At 62.6% G+C, this 15,252-nt stretch carries 12 protein-coding genes; 8 read left to right on the forward strand and 4 right to left on the reverse strand.

The annotated features are described in order from the left end of the window. Positions 1–56 precede the first annotated feature (56 nt). Positions 57–458 (forward strand): hypothetical protein, encoded by a 402-nt coding sequence (locus tag J3364_RS08900; protein ID WP_349558018.1) that lies wholly within the window; start codon positions 57–59, stop codon positions 456–458. 195 nt (positions 459–653) lie between these two features. Here J3364_RS08900 and J3364_RS08905 read toward each other — a convergent pair whose 3' ends face one another. From J3364_RS08905 to J3364_RS08915, 3 genes are read right to left on the reverse strand one after another with little or no spacing between them, the layout of a single operon-like run. Continuing rightward, positions 654–1,292 carry an Isoquinoline 1-oxidoreductase subunit gene (locus J3364_RS08905; protein ID WP_349558019.1) on the reverse strand — a complete coding sequence of 213 codons (639 nt, stop codon included), beginning with the start codon at positions 1,290–1,292 and terminating at the stop codon, positions 654–656. Positions 1,293–1,303: 11 nt separating this feature from the next. Beyond that, positions 1,304–3,496 carry a xanthine dehydrogenase family protein molybdopterin-binding subunit gene (locus J3364_RS08910; RefSeq protein WP_349558020.1) on the reverse strand — a complete coding sequence of 731 codons (2,193 nt, stop codon included), beginning with the start codon at positions 3,494–3,496 and terminating at the stop codon, positions 1,304–1,306. Between the two features lie 3 nt (positions 3,497–3,499). After that, positions 3,500–3,961 (reverse strand): (2Fe-2S)-binding protein, encoded by a 462-nt coding sequence (locus J3364_RS08915; RefSeq protein ID WP_349558022.1) that lies wholly within the window; start codon positions 3,959–3,961, stop codon positions 3,500–3,502. 286 nt (positions 3,962–4,247) lie between these two features. On the opposite strand from J3364_RS08915, the gene J3364_RS08920 reads away from it, so the two are divergent. After that, positions 4,248–4,946, forward strand: a complete 699-nt coding sequence (locus J3364_RS08920; protein ID WP_349558023.1) for a hypothetical protein — start codon at positions 4,248–4,250, stop codon at positions 4,944–4,946. A gap of 7 nt (positions 4,947–4,953) precedes the next feature. Here J3364_RS08920 and J3364_RS08925 read toward each other — a convergent pair whose 3' ends face one another. Further along, positions 4,954–7,605, reverse strand: coding sequence for a nitrate reductase (locus tag J3364_RS08925; protein ID WP_349558024.1), 2,652 nt, complete (start codon positions 7,603–7,605; stop codon positions 4,954–4,956). Positions 7,606–8,023: 418 nt separating this feature from the next. Here J3364_RS08925 and J3364_RS08930 point away from each other — a divergent pair, with 418 nt between their 5' ends. From J3364_RS08930 to J3364_RS08955, 6 genes are all read left to right on the forward strand, one after another. Further along, positions 8,024–8,638, forward strand: a complete 615-nt coding sequence (locus J3364_RS08930; protein ID WP_349558025.1) for an ANTAR domain-containing response regulator — start codon at positions 8,024–8,026, stop codon at positions 8,636–8,638. Between the two features lie 15 nt (positions 8,639–8,653). Further along, positions 8,654–9,829: a CmpA/NrtA family ABC transporter substrate-binding protein gene (locus tag J3364_RS08935; protein ID WP_349558026.1), complete on the forward strand. Its 1,176-nt coding sequence runs from the start codon at positions 8,654–8,656 to the stop codon at positions 9,827–9,829. A 630-nt stretch (positions 9,830–10,459) separates the two neighbouring features. Continuing rightward, positions 10,460–11,827: a CmpA/NrtA family ABC transporter substrate-binding protein gene (locus J3364_RS08940; protein WP_349558027.1), complete on the forward strand. Its 1,368-nt coding sequence runs from the start codon at positions 10,460–10,462 to the stop codon at positions 11,825–11,827. Positions 11,828–11,849: 22 nt separating this feature from the next. Next, positions 11,850–12,827, forward strand: a complete 978-nt coding sequence (locus tag J3364_RS08945; protein ID WP_349558028.1) for an ABC transporter permease — start codon at positions 11,850–11,852, stop codon at positions 12,825–12,827. 25 nt (positions 12,828–12,852) lie between these two features. Next, positions 12,853–13,770 carry an ABC transporter ATP-binding protein gene (locus J3364_RS08950; RefSeq protein ID WP_502882492.1) on the forward strand — a complete coding sequence of 306 codons (918 nt, stop codon included), beginning with the start codon at positions 12,853–12,855 and terminating at the stop codon, positions 13,768–13,770. Positions 13,771–14,037: 267 nt separating this feature from the next. Beyond that, complete coding sequence (locus J3364_RS08955; protein ID WP_349558029.1) at positions 14,038–15,249, forward strand: NAD(P)/FAD-dependent oxidoreductase; 1,212 nt, start codon at positions 14,038–14,040, stop codon at positions 15,247–15,249. Positions 15,250–15,252 lie beyond the last annotated feature (3 nt).

Raw genomic sequence — 15,252 nt, forward strand, 5'->3', positions numbered from 1 at the left:
ACTTAAACTGAATTTATGAGCATCGCCTGAAAATGATTGCTATCGATTGAATACGCATGAATCGATTAAAATTTTTATCAACATGGTTCACAGCTCTACTCATAATCTTTGGCCCTTCTAGCAGTAGAGCGGCAGAAGAACAAAAGGACAAACCAATCTGCAAAACCCCAAAACCTGATGAGCTATTTTCAAGCTATGTCACCTTCGATGCCATGCAATATGGCGGCGGACTTACATCAGATGAATTAGCGAAGAATTACGTGGGGAAAGCAGTTCGAGTTGAACGTAATCTACTCCAAATCAGAGACATCACCATTCACGATCCGAATTATGAAATTTCTTGCTATTCGTTACCAGAAGAAGGTGAAGTCGGCACCAATCACTGGAGTAATTTTTACGGATTTGGCTTGAACAGAAAGTTAATTAAGGTCCTACACGTATATGATCCAAAAAAGTAAGCAAATGAACCATATATCAACCTTGAGGTAGTAAATGGCCAACTCTGGGAAATGTATGACGGATGGCTTTACAAGATGAAGGCCCGCTAGATTTCAGGTCGGCGCCACTCCTTTTCGAGTTCAGGAGTGGCCACCTTTTTAGAAATTTCCTGGTCGATCGATCAATCCATCGACCGGTTAAAAGCAGCTAATCATTCACCCCTCAGGACAAACCGCCCCCGTATCAATCCAGGCCTGAGTCAGCTCCCCAAAGATCTCCTGCGTCCCAGGCACCGGTATCCGGCCTTCGCCCGGATGCCATCCCCAACCAACCAGGCCGTCGGTGGCGTTGTGCTTTTGCAGTTCTTCCAGGGTCATGTGGCTGCGGTCCTGGTCTTTCAGCTGTCGACATATTTCGCCCAGGCTCTTGCCTTCCCAGGCCATGGATTTAGGCGCCAGCCGCCAGCCGGGATGGCCGGGGATGGAGCCTTCTTCGGTGCTGAAGGCGACGTTGTCGTCGCCATGGCAGGTGGAGCAGCGCATACCCGGAGCGCCCATACCGCCGGCGCCGCGAACGATGGGCGGCTCGTGCTTGTGCAGATCCATGCCCTGCAGCGGGCTGTCACCGCGGGGGTGACAGGACACGCAACGGGGGTGGGTGAGCACTTTGCCCATTTCGTTGAACATCGCGACGGAGCGCTTGGACTCGTCGCGGATGTTGGCGAAGTCTTCCGGGGATTGGAGGGTCTGGGCCTTGGCGGCCTCGCTGCCCGCGGCGATGGCGGTGCCGATCTTCAGGCAGAGACCCAGCGACACCAGCGCGGCGCAGCCAATGGCAATCACGATACGTTTCACGATGTGTCTCCTTACGCGGTGACCGGAACCAGCGGCAGCCGGTGGACGGATTTGCCGGTCAGGCGGCGCCAGGCATTGGCGATGGCCGGACCGGATGGCGGCGTCCCCGGTTCACCCACGCCGGTAGGCGGTTCGGTGGACCGGATCACCTCGACTTCGATGTCGGGCATTTCGTTGATGCGTATCGAGCGGTAGCGGTCGAAGTTGGACTGCTCCACATAGCCGCCGTCGCTCAGGGAAATGGCATCATAGAGCACGGCGCCGATGCCGTACCCCATGCCACCTTCCATCTGGGCCCGGATCACGTCCGGATTGACGGGCACGCCGCAGTCCACAGCACACCACATCCTGTGAACCCGGGGCTCGCCGGCTGCGTTTTTGGACACCTCGGCGATCTGCGCCACATAGCTGCCGAAGCTCTTGTGCACCGCTACGCCCCGCTGGCGCCCTTCGGGCACGTCGCCGGCCTTCTTCACCATCTCGGCGACTTTTTCCAGGACGCCGCTGTGCCGGGGATGTTTGTCGCCCAGCAGGGCCAGTCGACCTTCCACTGGATCCGTACCGGCCCGCTCGAACAGCTCGTCCAGGAAGGTTTCGTTGGCGTAGGCGTTGTGGGTGTGTTCAACCGAGCGCCACCACAGGGTGGGCACGCCGTTGTCCATCAGATGCTGGCCGACACGCAGGTTGGGGATGGCGTAGGGCAGCTCCTTGGAGCCTTCCACCGCGCTGGCGTCGATGCCGTCCTTGATCATGAAATCCTCAAAGGGCGTTCCCTTCATGAAGGACTGCACAGCGATCTGCTGGTCCCAGGCAACGATGTTGCCATCCTTGTCCAGGCCTCCGCGCAGGCGATGTATCGCCAGCGGCCGATAGCGACCGCCCTGGATATCGTTTTCCCGGGTCCACATCAGTTTGACCGGCCGGTCCGTATTCAGCGCTTTGGTGACCTGTGCGGCTTCGACGGCAAAGTCCGCGCCCGGTTGAGCCCGGCGACCGAAGCTGCCGCCGGCATACTGGGTGTACAGCATGACCTTTTCTTTATCGACACCAAACACCTGGGCCAGGCCGCCCCGGTCGAGCGTCTGGATCTGGGTGCCCATCCAGGCGGTGACCTGTCCCTCCTTGAACTGGATGACCGCATCGAGGGTTTCCATCGGGGCATGGGCCAGGAAGGGGAAGAAGTATTCGGCTTCAATGACCGTATCCGCAGAGCCCAGCGCCTTTTCGACGTCGCCGTCGCTGCGGGCATCCAAGCCCGGTTTCTTGGCGGCCGTGCTGTACTCCCGTTCCATCTGCAGGGTGGAACGGGTCTCGGCGCCGCTGCTGTCCCACTGGACTTTCAGCGCCTTGCGCCCCTTGAGGGCGGCGTGGGTGTTTTCCGCGTAGACCGCCACGCCGGCCGGCACGGTTTTCACATCGATCACGCCTTTTACGGCACGGGCCGCACTGTCGTCGACGGAGGCCACCTTGGCACCAAACTGAGGCGGATGAAGGATGGTCGCCGTGATCAGGTCATCCGGGTACAGATCCAGGGTAAAGATCTGCTTGCCGTTACTTTTTTCCGGCGTATCCAGCTTGCCAACCTGGGTGCCGATCAGGCGGAACTGGTCCGGGGATTTCAGCTTAGGATCGCCGGGCACTTCCAACTTGGCGGCGTCGGCCACCAGATCGCCGAATGAGGCCTTGTGACTCCCGGAACCATCGCTCAGCGTGCCGCGCTCAATCGTGATCTCGCCGGGATCGACACCCCACCGGTTGGCTGCCGCCTGCACCAGCACGGCTCGGGCCGCCGCACCGGCCTTGCGCATGGGCTCGAAGGAGCTGGCCATGGCGGTGGAGCCGCCGGTGCCCTGCAAGCCAAACAGTTTGTTGGTGTACTTGGCGGTGTCGGCGGGCGCCAGCTCGGCGCGCATCTGCAGCCAGTCGGCATCCAGTTCTTCCGCGACCAGGGTCGACAGCCCCGTCACCGGGCCCTGGCCGAATTCGATGTGTTTGACGATGACGGTAACTGTGCTGTCCGGATCGATGCGCACAAAAGCGTTGGGGGAAAACGCCCCGGCTGCGGGTTCCACGCCGTCCTCGGCCCATGCCCGGTTGGGCAGGTGAACGCCGATGACCAGGCTTGCCGCCGAAGCCGCGGCACCCTTGAGGAAGCCACGACGGGTCAGGCCGCCGGTTGCTGTTGTTTCAGGTTGACGCGTCATGGATCAGCCCTCCAGTGAATCCGATGCCCGGTGAATGGCCTTGCGGATCCGCACGTACGTGGCGCAGCGGCAGATGTTGCCGGCCATGGCTTGATCGATGTTCTCGTCCGTCGGTTTGGGAATCTCCCGCAGCAAGGCGGTGGCCGACATCACCTGGCCGGACTGGCAAAAGCCGCACTGGGGCACATCCAGAGCGACCCAGGCGTCCTGGATCGCGCGGGCTTCCTCACCGGACACCCCTTCAATGGTGGTGACCGTGCCGCCGTCGACCTGGGAAATGGGGGTGATGCAGGAACGGCGGGTCAGGCCATTCAGGTGCACCGTGCAGGCGCCGCATTGGGCGATGCCGCAGCCAAACTTGGTGCCCGTCAGCTTGAAATGGTCCCGTAGGACCCAGAGCAATGGGGTGTCCGGCTCCACGTCGGCCGACACTTCCTTGCCATTCAGCTCGAAACTGATCGCCATGGTCTCTCTCCTCAATCCCGGTCGATCCAGACGTTACGATCCGTCGCACAGATCAGTTTGCCGTCGCCAGGGGAATCGTTATTGTCGTGCTACCGATGATCGGCGGGTTCTCGGAAATTGCTGCCGATCAGAACGCAGGGGTGGCTATAAAGCTAGCTTGCGTACCAGCGGGGTACAACTCCAATCCTTGGCAATTCCTGCTGCAGAAACGGGCAAGCTCCGGGGTTGCAGGCGTCCCCGGCGCACGCCATTATGCAGGCGTTTATTCACCGTCTCCGTCCGAGCCATGTCCATCGCACCTGAAACCGCTCATCGCGTTGCCCTCCTGATGGGTGCCGCCACCGAAGCCATTCTCTGGGGTCCGGCCCGTGGGTGGGTGCAGACTCGCCATGCCGGTAGCGAGCTGAAGTGCCGTGCGGGTAGCGGTCAGGCGACCTACCACAAGTTCGATCCGCACAGCCGTCGGCACACCATCACCTACGGCCGCCAGATGGTGGCCGCGAAGTTCGAGGGGATCACCAGCCAGGGCTGGCTGTCGACGCGGGAAATCCAGGGCCGGGGCTACTTTGAAGGTGAGGTGTCTACCTGCAACCTGCTGGCGCACACCTGTTGTCACGAGTTCGCTCACCTGCTGCAGAACGTCAGTGGCGAACGTCATCATGGGTCGGTGCACAACGCGGCCTTTTACCGGATTCTCGATGAAATGCACACCAGCGGAGGCGCCGTGGCTGTGCGAGCGTTCCTGGTGGAGAAGAGTCGACAGCAGGGCATCGAGTTGCCCCGGTCGCTCATGACGCTGGATGATGTGCGGGACCAGCTGTCGCGATTTGCCGTCGGCGATACCGTCCAGTTTGGCCAGGCGCCCCGCCAGCGGGAAGGTCGGATTATTCGGGTGAACCGGCGAACCTGTACGGTGCAGGGTACCGGGCGCTGGCGCGGGGCGCGCTACCGGGTTCCGGTTTCCATGATGCGCCACAGCCGGTAACGACCGGTTACTCCGCTTCCATCGCGATCTGCGTGGTTTCAATCAGCTTGCGCAGCTCCGGCATGCAGGACCCGCAGTTGGTACCGCACTTTAACTGTCGCCCCAGGGCCTCTGGGGAATCCGAGCCATCCCCAATGGCCGCTTCGATCTGCTTCTGGCCAATCTGGAAGCAACTGCAGATCACCGGCCCGATGTCTGGCAGATCCGCATCGCGCCCGGCCAGGATCGCCCGGCGATCGGCAGCTGCCAGGTCATCCCGTTCAAAGCAGGTCGCCAGCCAGCCCAGATCCGGGAACGGGCTTTCCGCCGGTTCGGCCATCAACACAGCCAGCAGTTGTCCTTGGTGGAAACGTGCAGCCCGGTAGCGGCCGGCACCGGCGTCGTGCATTTCCACCTGCGGCTGACCGCCCAGCCAGCGCGATGCCCAGTCGGGCCAGTCGGCCTTGTCCTCGCCGGCCAGCCACCAGCTCTCACAGCCATCCAGCGGTACCCGCGACCAGTGCTCCGCCCGCCACACACCGGTGTGTCCGGGCCGGCACAACAAACGGGCCCGCCAGCGCACCGGCGCCGCGCTCAGTCGCGCCACGCCATGCTTGGACTCCGGCTGGCCGGACACCGGATCCACCACCGCCGCCATCAGGTCCGAGGCCAGGGCGTGACCGGCGTACTGCCGGTTCCAGTGGATGGGAATGAACACCTCGCCAGGGCGCTGCTCCGGCACCGCCTGCAGGCGACCGACAAACGTACCGCGGGCCCCGTCCAAACGGCCCAGTTGACCCGCCTTGAGGCCGAGTCGCTCCAGATCCTGCGGGTGTACATCGATGAACGGCTCCGCCCGATGCTGCCAGAGCCGTGCCGCGCGTCCGGTCCGGGTCATGGTGTGCCACTGGTCGCGGATCCGACCGCTGTTAACCACCATCGGGTAGTCGCGGTCCGGCTGTTGCACAGGCTGATCCGGGGTGATGGCAATGAATTGAGCACGACCGTTGGGGGTGGCAAAACGGCCATCGTCGAAGATCCGGGACCGGCCCTGCGGATACCGTTGATTGACGGGCCACTGGATCGGTGCCAGCCCATCGTAGTTCTCGGAATTCATGTCCTTGAAGCCGGTCAGATCGAACGGCCGGTGCCCCTGGTTTTCAAATGCCGACAGCGCGGCATGCTCGCGAAACACATCGACCGGCGCGGTGTAGCTGAAGGCATCGCCGTAGCCCAGCTCGCGGGCCACTTCACTGATGATCCACCAGTCCGGTCGGGCCTCGCCTGTGGGCGGCAGAAAGGCCCGTTGGCGGGAAATACGCCGTTCGGAATTGGTCACCGTGCCGTCCTTTTCGCCCCAGCCCATCGCCGGCAGCAGGATGTCGGCGTAGGCCGTAGTGTCCGTCTCGGCGACGCAGTCGGAGACGATGACGGTGGGGCAACTTGCCAGCGCTTCCCGCACCCGCGCGTTGTCCGGCAGGCTCACCGCCGGGTTGGTGGCCATGATCCACAGGACCTTGATCTCACCGCGATGCACCGCGTCGAACAGGTCCACGGCCTTGTATCCGGGACCATCGGCCAGGCCGGGCGAGCGCCAGAAGCGCTGCACCCGATCGCGATCCGCGTCGTTCTGGTAGTCCATGTGGGCCGCCAGCGTGTTGGCCAGGCCGCCCACTTCGCGCCCGCCCATGGCGTTGGGCTGGCCGGTAATGGAGAAGGGCGAAGCGCCGGGCTTGCCGACCCGGCCGGTGGCCAGATGGCAGTTGATGATGGCGTTGCCCTTGTCGGTGCCGGAACTGGATTGATTCACACCCTGGGAAAACACGGTGACGGTGCGGGGTGTGTCCGCAAACCAGTTAAAGAAACGGACCACATCGTCCACCGGCAAGTCGCAGGCATCGGCAACCGCCTCGACATCCGGCGCCGAGTGACGGGCGGCGGCAAGGGCATCATCGAATCCGTCACAGTGGGCGGTGATGTAGTCCTGATCAAGCGCATCCCTGTCGGCCAGCCAGGTGAGCAGGCCATTGAACAGGGCGGCATCGCTGCCCGGACGCAGGCTCAGGTGCAGATCGGCCAGGTCGCTGGTGGCTGTCTGTCGCGGATCGACGACCACCACCCGGCGACCGTCGCGGGCCGCGGCCTGCATCCGCTGGAACAGGATCGGATGGTTCCAGGCGGCGTTGCTGCCCACCAGCACCAGCAGATCGGCGATTTCCAAGTCTTCATAACAGCCGGGCACCACATCGGCCCCGAACGCCCGCTTGTGGGCGGCCACGGCGGAGGACATGCACAGACGGGAGTTGGTGTCGACGTGGGGCGTGCCGATAAACCCTTTTGCCAGCTTGTTGGCGGCGTAGTAGTCCTCGGTCAGCAGCTGCCCGGACAGGTAGAACCCCACCGAACCGGGACCGTGCTGAGCCACCGCCTCGCGAATGGCCCCCGCCACCGACTGCACGGCCTGCGACCAATCCGTACGCCGGCCTCGAACCCGGGGATGTAACAGGCGCCCGCTGTCACCCAGGGTTTCGTGGAGACTCGATCCCTTCACGCACAGCCGCCCATAGTTGGCCGGGTGGGTCGTGTCGCCCTGTACCGGGTCACCGGCCGTCACCGCGACACCGCAGCCCACGCCACAATAGGGACAGGTCGTGCAGGTTGCTTGCGCCTTGTCATTCACGGGCGTTTCTCACTCCCGGTCAAAAATCCAAAAAAAAGCCCGGGAGACCACACCACAGCGTTTCCGCTGTCGCATCGTCTCCCGGGCGTCATTGCCAGGCTTAATCGTCGCCAGACGTCAATATAGAGAGGAAGTGGCGGACCCCAGAGGATCGTTTGCACTTCACCCGAGGGTAAGAAGCAATATAAGGGCCAGCCCTAATAGCTGAAGAATGCGGCTTTCAGGCCCCCGGCCACACCCAAAACAGTGCAAAACGCCCGATTTTGAACCACCGCTGGGCGACTGACACGCCCTCCCGAACCACCGAATGACTTTCTCAACTATTAATTTATCCCGACAATTCAGCCTTTTAAAAAATACAGTCGAGCAGTGGTCAGCTTTTTGCTTCGGTGATGATCAGATTAACGAGGACCGTGTCATGACTGCATTTGAACCACTCCGCATCCTGCTGATCGACAACGACGCTGACCGATCTATGGTCGTCCGCAAAGCCCTTGAAGCCGAAGGGCATGAGGTGATCAGCCATCGCCCCAACGCGGTTGGCCTAACCGCGGCGGTGGCCCGGGATGAGCCCGACATGGTCATCATCGACATGGACCTGCCGGACCGGGATACGCTGGAGAACATGAGCACGCTCAATGCTCACGCGCCCCGCCCGATTGTGTTCTTTGCCCAGGAGCAGAGCGACCGCAACACCATCCAGGCGGCGGTTCGCGCCGGTGTCAGCGCTTATGTGGTCGACGGCATCCAGCCGCAGCACGTGCGCGGCATCATCGACACCGCCGTCGCCCGTTTCGAAGCGTTTCAATCCCTTCGCGACGAACTGGAGCAAACGCGCACCCAGCTGGAGGAGCGCAAACTGATCGACCGGGCGAAAGGCCTGATCATGAAACGCGAGAACTGCGACGAAGCGGAAGCCTACCGGGTCCTGCAGAAGGCGGCGATGGACCACAGTCAGCGCATCGGGCAGATCGCCCAGCGTGTGATCGAGATGTTCGGCAAGGATTCCGACAAGTTCCAGCGCGCGTCCTGATCGCGGGAGGATCCCATGGCATCCGATCCCATCCCGTTGCACCGGCGAAAGGGTTTCACGTTGAGACTGGGCTTCGTACCGCTGCTCGATAGCGCCCCGCTGATTATCGCCCATGAGCTGGGCCTGTTCTTCCGCGAGGGGCTCGACGTCGAATTGGTGCGGGAAGGCTCCTGGGCCTCCCTGCGGGATAAGGTGTCGTTCGGGCTGCTCGATGGCGCCCACATGCTCGCCCCCATGCCGCTGGCCATGTCCCTGGCTACCGACCGACCGCGCACACCGATCACCACCGGTATGGTGCTGAGTCGGAACGGCAATGGCATTACCGTATCCACGTCACTCTATCCGAAACTGATGGCCGCCGGCGCCGATCCCAATGATCCGCTGGCGTCGGCCCGGGCCCTGGTGGACGTCGCCCGCCGTCGGGGTTCGCCGATCCAGTTGGCGTCGGTAGCGCCCTGGTCCAGCCATGACCTGCAGTTGCGCGACTGGGTCGCCACTGCCGGTCCCGATGCCCGTCACCATATCCAGATTGTGCCGGTGTCCCCGATCCAGATGCTGGACGCTTTCCGCGCCGGCCATATCGAAGGCTGTTGTGTGGGCGAACCCTGGAACAGCCTGCTGGAATGGCAGGATCTGGGTGTCATCCTCCACGCTGGTCACCAGATCTGGCAGAACTCCCCCGAAAAAGTCCTGGGCATGCGCCAGGACTGGGCCGAACAGCATCCGGAGATTCACCGCAGGCTGATTCGCGTGCTGCTGAGCGCCTGCCAGTGGCTGGACGATCCCGATCATCACGCGGCCCTGCGGGACATCCTGTCCGACGAGCGCTATCTGGGGAACCAGGTTCAGGCATTGGACGGCCATCCGTTTTCACTGTTCCATCCGCGTCTGCACCAGCACTTCTTCCGGGACAGCGCCAATTTCCCTTGGCTGTCCCAGGCCCACTGGCTGGCCACGCGCCTGGCCCGTTGGGGACAGCTGGGCGAAGCTTCGGCGGCTGACATCCGCGGCATCGTTAAACCCGCCATTTTCCGGGAAGCCGCCAGCTCCGCCGGCATCGACGCCCCCACCATGGACGCCAAGACCGAGGGCCACCACCGCCTGAGTCATATGGTGGAAGGGCGTGAAGGACCGGTGAACATCGCCGGCGACGGCCTGATCGGCGAGCAGGTACATCACTGGCCGGGCTGACAACCCGAAATCGATGGCACCGTCTCAGTATCTACGCTCATACACAAGTCTCTTCTCAGGGCTTAGATGCCTGGGTGCCACCCATGTTGCCGGTTTGCACAAGCCGACTCCCTCTCCCGTCGCGGGAGAGGGCCGGGGATAGGGAGAGGCGCCCTGGGCGCCCATTTGTTTCATCGGAAGCCCAGCGAGGCTGTCGCCTCGTCCCCCTCTCTCCAAGCCTCTCTCTCTCGAGGGGAGAGAGGCTTCTTGGGCCTCTAACTCAGGGATCTATCTCCAGGGCGGCGGAAGCGATGGCCTCTATGGGTTCCAGACGCTCAGAGCCTAGTCCGCAATTCCCGGCCGCCCCAAACCGCCCGCACATGGTGCACTATCTAAACAACTGACCCGAAACGGCTCCACCACCTCGCATGCCGTTAACCCGAAAATCATTCAGGTCACTGATATAAAAGAATATTTAAAACTGGCACGCCCCGTGCTTTCGATTAAGTGACGATTACGCGTACTGAATCGGCTCAGTACCTCACAGTTTGACTACAGACGATGACGATCTGCAGGCATTGGCGCCTGCCCCCGGCGACGGGGGTGGGCGTTTTTTTATGCCCAAAGGAAAAGATGACATAGGAGAGACGCATGGCGAGCCGTATCCTAACAGCAACCTTTGCTGCCGTATTGGGGCTGACACAATCCGTGACCGCATTCGGTGACGAGATCGGTCCCCCGGAAAAACCCGACCTCAAGCTGGGCTTTATCAAACTCACCGACATGGCCCCGCTGGCCGTCGCCTGGGAAAACGGCTACTTCATGGACGAAGGCCTGTTCGTGGAACTGGAAGCCCAGGCCAACTGGAAAGTCCTGCTCGACCGGGTGATTACCGGCGAACTGGACGGCGCCCATATGCTGGCGGGCCAACCGCTGGGGGCCACCATTGGCTATGGCACCCAGGCCAACATCATCACCGCCTTCAGCATGGACTTGAACGGCAACGGCATCACCGTGTCCGACGGCGTCTGGGACCAGATGAAGCCGAACATCCCGACCAACGCCGACGGCAAACCCCGGCACCCGATCAGCGCCGCCGCGCTCAAGCCGGTCGTCGAGAAACATCGCAACGCCGGCGAGCCCTTCAAGATGGGCATGGTGTTCCCGGTATCGACCCACAACTACGAGCTGCGCTACTGGCTCGCAGCCGGTGGCCTGAACCCCGGCTACTACGCACCACAGAACGGCGACACCAGCGGCACCCTGCAGGCAGACGTACAGCTGTCCGTCACCCCGCCGCCGCAGATGCCTTCCACGCTGGAAGCCGGCACGATCCAGGGCTACTGCGTGGGTGAACCGTGGAACCAGCAGGCCGTGTTCAAGGGCATTGGCGTGCCGGTGATCACCGACTATGAAATCTGGCCCAACAACCCGGAGAAAGTCTTCGGCGTGACCGAACAGTGGGCCGAGAAATACCCCAATACCCATCTGCACCTGCTGCGCGCGCTGATCCGCGCCGCCTACTGGCTGGACGAGAACAACAACGCCAACCGCGAAGCGGCGGTAAAAATGCTGGCGCGACCGAACTACGTGGGCGCCGATGAGGAAGTCATCGCCAATTCCATGACCGGCACCTTCGAATACGAAAAGGGCGACGTGCGTGAAGTGCCCGACTTCAACGTCTTCTTCCGCTACTTCGCCACCTACCCGTACCCGTCCGACGCCATCTGGTACCTGACCCAGATGCGCCGCTGGGGCCAGATTCCGGAGCAGAAGTCGGACGGCTGGTACATGGACATCGCCAAAAAAGTCTATCGCGCGGATATCTATGAGGAAGCCGCCAAGTCCCTGATCGCCGACGGCACGCTGCCGGCCAGCGCGTTCCCGGATTTCGACAAGGAAAACTTCACCCGCCCGCACGAGGGTGAATTCATCGACGGTGTGGCGTTCGATCCGAAACAGCCCAACGCCTATATCGACAGCTTCCCCATCGGACTCAAAGGCAAGGAGACCCCGTAACCGGGGTCCCGGGAGATAACCCATGAGCACGCTCACCTCCACCAATCCACTGCTGCAGCTGATCCGGCGCCGGTATCCGGACGTCACCGGCAAGGCCCTGCTGCAGTCAGTGACCCTGCCGGTGCTGGGCATCGCCCTGTTCCTGATCGCCTGGCAACTGGTTGCGCCGCAGATCAATACCTCGCTGGGCAATTTCCCGACCCCGGCCAACGTCTGGGAGCAGGCCGGCCAGCTGTGGCAGGAACACCAGAACGAACAGGATCGGGCGGACCGGTACGTGGAAATGCAGGAGAAGCGTAATGCGCGCATCCTTGCCGAGAACCCCGAGGCGGAAACCCTCATCCGGCCCTATCCCGGGGCACCGACGTTCATCGACCAGATCTTCACCAGCCTGAAGACGGTCCTGGCCGGGTTCTTCCTGGCCACGATCATCGCGGTGCCGCTGGGGATCATGATCGGCCTCAACCGCTACTTTGCAGCGGCGGTCAATCCGCTCATCCAGATCTTCAAGCCCGTCTCGCCCCTGGCCTGGCTGCCGCTGGTGACGATGGTGGTGTCGGCCACCTACGTCAGTGACGACCCGATGTTCGAGAAGTCGTTCATCACCTCGATGGTCACCGTCACCCTGTGCAGCCTCTGGCCGACATTGATCAACACCGCCACGGGCGTGGCCCAGGTCAATCCGGATCTCGTGAACGTCTCCAAGGTGTTGCGCCTGCCGTTCTGGACCCACGCCCGCAAGGTGGTCCTGCCGGCGGCCGTGCCGATGATCTTCACCGGCCTGCGGGTCTCCCTCGGCATTGCCTGGATGGTGCTGATCGCCGCCGAGATGCTGGCCCAGAACCCCGGTCTGGGGAAATTCGTCTGGGACGAGTTCCAGAACGGCAGCAGCGACTCCCTGAGCCGCATCATGGTGGCGGTGCTGGCCATCGGCTTCATCGGCTATGTGCTGGACCGGATCATGCTGATGATCCAGCGCAAGGTCGCCTGGGACGAATAAACACGGACTCTAAAGGAGACCGATCATGAGTAAATCACACCTTGAACTCACCGGCGTCAGCATGAGCTTCGACACCCCGCAGGGTCCGTTCCAGGCGCTGGATACGATCAACCTGAAAATCCGCAAGGGCGAGTTCGTCTCGCTGATTGGCCATTCCGGCTGCGGCAAGTCCACGGTCCTGAACATCGTCGCCGGCCTGCTGCAGGCCAGCCAGGGCGGCTGCGTGCTGGACGGCCACGAGGTCAACACCCCCGGCCCGGAGCGCGCCGTGGTGTTCCAGAACCACGCCTTGATGCCTTGGCTGACGGTGTACGAGAACGTCGAACTGGCGGTGCGTCAGGTCTTTCGCAAGACCATGACCAAACGCGAGCGCGCGGACTGGATTATCCACAACCTGGAACTGGTCAATATGGCCCACGCCAGGGACAAGCGCCCCGGCGAGATCTCCGGCGGCATGGCCCAGCGCGTGGGCATTGCCCGGGCCCTGTCCATGCGCCCCAGCGTGCTGCTGATGGATGAGCCTTTCGGCGCACTCGATGCCCTGACGCGTGCCCACCTGCAGGATGCCCTGATGGAGATCCAGCAGGACCTGAACAGCACCGTGATCATGATCACCCACGACGTGGACGAGGCCGTGCTGCTGTCGGACCGCATCGTGATGATGACCAACGGCCCGGCGGCGACGGTGGGCGAAGAGCTGACCATCGACCTGCCACGCCCGCGTAACCGGGTGACCCTGGCGGATGACGACCAGTACGTCCACTACCGCCAGGCCGTGCTGCGGTTCCTCTACGAGAAGCAGCGCTTCCCGGGCAAGGGCGCACCCACAAAGCCTGCGGCGGATAGCGAAGACGACACGCGGGAGGTGATCGCGCCAGCCGCGCCCGAACAGACGCCCCGGGTCGCCGAGAAAAAACCCGTGGCCGTGGCGGAACAAAGCTGATCGTTTTTAGTGCGTTTTCAACACTTGGCGAACCAGTGCTGGGCAGACATTTGAGCGACGCATCGCCCACTAAGCCGGTAAACCGCTGTTTTTAAAGCACTCAAAAGACTGGCACGGTAATCGCTTTATAGAAATCAGGACGACTTGCCCGATCAGGGATTGATCGGACCATCAAACATCGTTGTTGGCACTGACGCCGGACCATCGCTCTCCGCAAGGGGAAGATGCTCCGGCTTTTTTTGTTGGCGGGAAAAGGTCGAGCACCCCATGGCAGAACGCATATTACTGGTGGTTGGACACGGCATGGTTGCCCAGCGTTTGCTGGAGCGACTGGTGGCCCGTGCCGATCATCCGTACACCCGCATCGACGTGCTGAGCGCCGAAGCCGTGCCCGCCTATAACCGGGTGCTGCTGTCCTCGGTACTGGCTGGCGACGCGAGTCTGGACGCCATCACCCTGCAGCCACTGGACTGGTTCGGTGCCCACCGTATCCGCCTGCACCCGGACACCCGGGTGACCCGGCTGGATACCGCCGCAAAGCAGGTGACCGCCGAGGATGGCCGCACCTTCGGGTACGACGACCTGGTCATCGCCACCGGCGCACGGCCCTCGTCGCTGTCGCTCCCGGGGGAATCCCTGAAAGGCGTGGTGACCTTCCGGGACATTCGCGACACCGAGCAGCTGTTGGCCATGAGCGCCCATTACCGTCGCGCCGTTGTCATCGGTGGCGGCTTTCTGGGGCTGGAAGCCGCGGAAGGGCTGAGCCAGCAAGGCATGGCGGTCACCGTGATTCATCGCAGCCCCTACCTACTCAACCGCCAGCTCGACGCCACTGCCGGGGAACTGCTCGGCAAGGCCTTGGAAGCCCGGGGCATTCACAGCATCACCGGCGAATCCCCACGCAGCCTGGTGGGCCAGCGTCGGGTGCGCGCGGTGGAGCTGGCCGACGAGACCCTGGTCAGCACCGACCTGGTGGTTCTGGCTGCCGGCATTACCCCCAATGCCGAACTGGCCCGCGAGGCTGGCCTCGTCTGTGACCGGGGCATCCATGTGGACCACCAGTTGCGCACCAGCCGGGACAACATCTACGCCCTCGGCGAATGCTGCCAGCTGGGTGAGCACACCTTCGGACTGGTGGAGCCAGGCTATCAGCAGGCCAAGATCCTGGCTGGCGTGCTGTGCGGCGACACCGAGCGGTTCGAGCCAAGCGACGTCGCCACCCGGCTCAAGATCAGCGGCATCCCCATTTTCTCCTGCGGCCAGGCCCAGCCCGGCCCGGACACCGAATCCGTGATCTGGCAGGACCACGAATCCGCCCGTTACTGCCACCTCCTGCTGCGAGATAACCGCCTGGCCGGCGCCGTCCTGTTCGGCGAGACCCAGGACGGCCCGTGGTATTTCGACCAACTTCAACAACAGCGGGACCTGTCGGCCTACCGGCAGCAACTCGCTTTCGGCGCCGCTTACTGCGACGCCTGACGG

The organism is Marinobacter sp. NFXS9 (assembly GCF_040148665.1).
GTDB lineage: Bacteria > Pseudomonadota > Gammaproteobacteria > Pseudomonadales > Oleiphilaceae > Marinobacter_A > Marinobacter_A mangrovi.

What these genes read in the sequence shown, in the direction of transcription:
- J3364_RS08900 (WP_349558018.1), top strand. Translation starts at nt 57, where the DNA reads ATGAATCGATTAAAATTTTTATCAACATGGTTCACAGCTCTACTCATA.
- J3364_RS08910 (WP_349558020.1), bottom strand. Translation starts at nt 3,496, where the DNA reads ATGACGCGTCAACCTGAAACAACAGCAACCGGCGGCCTGACCCGTCGT.
- J3364_RS08915 (WP_349558022.1), bottom strand. Translation starts at nt 3,961, where the DNA reads ATGGCGATCAGTTTCGAGCTGAATGGCAAGGAAGTGTCGGCCGACGTG.
- J3364_RS08920 (WP_349558023.1), top strand. Translation starts at nt 4,248, where the DNA reads ATGTCCATCGCACCTGAAACCGCTCATCGCGTTGCCCTCCTGATGGGT.
- J3364_RS08930 (WP_349558025.1), top strand. Translation starts at nt 8,024, where the DNA reads ATGACTGCATTTGAACCACTCCGCATCCTGCTGATCGACAACGACGCT.
- J3364_RS08935 (WP_349558026.1), top strand. Translation starts at nt 8,654, where the DNA reads ATGGCATCCGATCCCATCCCGTTGCACCGGCGAAAGGGTTTCACGTTG.
- J3364_RS08940 (WP_349558027.1), top strand. Translation starts at nt 10,460, where the DNA reads ATGGCGAGCCGTATCCTAACAGCAACCTTTGCTGCCGTATTGGGGCTG.
- J3364_RS08945 (WP_349558028.1), top strand. Translation starts at nt 11,850, where the DNA reads ATGAGCACGCTCACCTCCACCAATCCACTGCTGCAGCTGATCCGGCGC.
- J3364_RS08950 (WP_502882492.1), top strand. Translation starts at nt 12,853, where the DNA reads ATGAGTAAATCACACCTTGAACTCACCGGCGTCAGCATGAGCTTCGAC.
- J3364_RS08955 (WP_349558029.1), top strand. Translation starts at nt 14,038, where the DNA reads ATGGCAGAACGCATATTACTGGTGGTTGGACACGGCATGGTTGCCCAG.